Raw genomic sequence first — 2,684 nt, 5'->3', positions numbered from 1 at the left:
GCGCGACCCGGTCGTACATCGAACGAAACACATCTTTCCGCACTCCCCGGGCGGCCCGACCGCCGCGCGCGGCGGGTACCGCCCGGGGCACCTTTCCACTCGCCGCTCGAACGAGGAACGAAAGGCCGGAGAATGCCGCCGTCGATCGCACCGCTGACCTGTCACGGCCGACGCCGCGGCATCGCCGCCACGGATACGGATCACTGACGGGCCGGCGGTGGCGTGCATGCCTGTCCGAGGCCCCATCCCGTTGTCGGTGCTCGACCTCGCGCCCTCGACCTCTGGGTCGAGCGCCGCTGAGGCATTACGCAACACGATCGACCTTGCCCGGCACGCGGAGCGTTTCGGCTATGCCCGGTACTGGCTCGCCGAACACCATCTGACTCCGGGTGTCGTCTCCGCCGCGCCTGCCGTGCTGATCGCCTTGGTCGCCGACGCCACCCAGACGATCCGGGTCGGGTCCGGTGCGGTACAGACCGGGTACCACACGCCGGTCATCGTCGCGGAACAGTTCGGGACCATCGCGCACATCCATCCCGGGCGCATCGACCTCGGTCTCGGTCGCTCGGGCGTGGGCAGGTTGATCGAACGGGTGAACCGGTCCGCCGCCGGGTCGTCGCCGCGAGGCGGTACGACCGCCAGGCCTTCCGTGATCGACGGCCTGCTGATCCCGGCGCCAGCGAAAATCGTGTTCGATCCCGATCGGCTCCGGCAGCAGCTGGATGTGGTCGGCCATCGCGACGATGCGGCCGAGCGCTACGGACAGGACGTCCGGGACATTCAGGCGTTCATCCGCGGCGACTACCGCACACCGGACGGGACGCACCTGCGGTCGCCGGCTGCTGAGGACGCCGATGCGCAGCTGTGGATCCTTGCCGCGAGCGCTGGCGACAGTGCGCGGACCGCGGGCGAACTGGGGCTGCCGCTGGCCGCGAATTACCACATCGTCCCGTCCACCGTGCTCGACACCGTCGCGGCCTATCGGGCCGCGTTCCGGCCGTCGGCGACGTTGCGGGAACCACGGGTCATGGTCTCCGCGGATGTCGTTGTCGCAGGCGATGACGCAACCGCCCGCCGATTGGCAAGCGGGTACGGCCCGTGGGTGGCGAACATCCGCTCCGGCGAAGGCGCCGCCTACCCCACGCCTGCCGAGGCGGCGGCCTACCCATGGACCGACCAGGAGCGTGCGCTGGTCGCCGATCGGCTCGACACCCAGTTCGTCGGCTCGCCCGCGACCGTTGTGCGGGGGCTGCGCATACTGCGCGATGCCACCGGAGCCGACGAGCTGCTCATCACCACGATCACCCACGACCACGCCGACCGGGTGCGGTCCTATGAGCTGCTCGCCCAGGCATGGGCACGGCCCGACTGACGGCCTACCTGTGCCCCTGTGCCCCTGTGCCCCTGTGCCCGAAGCCAGCCCCGCACGGTCATTGTCCCGGCGGATTCCCACCGGTCAGGGCAGGACCCAGTCAGAGCAGGAAGAGACCCGATGACCACATCGTCCGAACTGCACCTCGCCGTTGCGCTTGACGGCGCGGGTTGGCATCCCGCGGCGTGGCGGGAACCGGATGCCCGGGCCGACGAGCTGTTCACCGCCCGCTATTGGGTCGACCTGGTGCAGGAGGCCGAACGCGGCCTGCTCGATTTTGTGACGATCGAGGACTCGTTGGCGTGGCAGTCCTCGCGTTACCACGGCCCGGACGGCCGCACGGACCAGGTCCGCGGACGCCTCGACGCGGTTCTGGTCGCCGCCCGGGTCGCCCCGCGGACCAGCCGCATCGGGCTCGTACCGACCGTGCGGGTCACCCATACCGAGCCGTTCCACATCGCCACAGCGATCGCCACCCTCGACTATGTCAGCACCGGCCGTGCCGGCTCGCGCATCCAGGTCAGCGCGGCCCAGGCCGAGGCGGCTCATGTCGGCCGGCGCGATATCCCCGCGTTCCGGTTCGCGGACCGGGATGCGCCCCAAGTCGCCGAGCTGATCCGGGATCTGTTTGCCGAGGCCGCCGACTACGTTGAGGTGCTCCGCAGGCTGTGGGACAGCTGGGAGGACGACGCTGAGATCCGCGACGCGGCAACCGGGCGGTTCATCGACCGCGACAAGCTGCACCATATCGACTTCGCGGGGAGATGGTTCAAGGTCCGCGGTCCGTCGATCACGCCGCGCCCGCCGCAGGGCCAGCCGTTGGTCACCGTACTCGCGCATGCCGCCGTCGCCTACCGGCTCGCTGCGCGGGCAGCCGATGTCGTGTACGTGACCCCGCATGATGCCGGCCAGGCACGCGCGATCGATCAGGAGGTCCGCGCGGAACAGGCTGCCGCCGGCCGTGAGGATGAGCCGTTGCACGTTTTCGGCGACCTTGTCGTCTTCCTCGACGTCGATGCGGGGCAGGCGGCCGAGAGAAAGGCGCGGCTGGATTCCCTCGCCGGTACCGGGTACAGCTCGGACGCGCGTGTTTTCACCGGTACGCCAGCCGAGCTGGCCGATCTGCTGCAGGAGTGGCAGCAGGCCGGTCTGACCGGTTTCCGGCTGCGTCCAGCCGCCATTCCGCATGACTCCGAAGCGATCACCCGTGGGCTTGTGCCGGAGCTGGCGCGCCGCGGAGCCTTCCGTAGCGAGTACGAGGCGGGCACGCTGCGCGGCCTGCTTGGTCTACGCCGCCCCGCCAGCCGCTACG

2 protein-coding genes are annotated in these 2,684 nt (G+C 70.2%); both read left to right on the top strand.

Annotated elements, in window-relative coordinates; genetic code table 11:
- The first annotated feature begins 226 nt into the window (after positions 1 to 226).
- Entirely contained in the window at positions 227 to 1,372 is a 1,146-nt protein-coding gene (locus MJ785_RS17060) for an LLM class flavin-dependent oxidoreductase (protein ID WP_239381759.1), read from the top strand.
- 120 nt (positions 1,373 to 1,492) lie between these two features.
- Positions 1,493 to 2,684, top strand: a 1,192-nt coding sequence (locus MJ785_RS17055; protein WP_239381757.1) for an LLM class flavin-dependent oxidoreductase, incomplete at its 3' end; no start/stop codon positions are given.

Source organism: Protofrankia sp. CiT1 (assembly GCF_917627335.1).
Lineage (GTDB): Bacteria > Actinomycetota > Actinomycetes > Frankiales > Frankiaceae > Protofrankia.
Note: the sequence above shows the minus strand (reverse complement) of the source record. Positions and strands in the feature narration are given on the sequence as shown.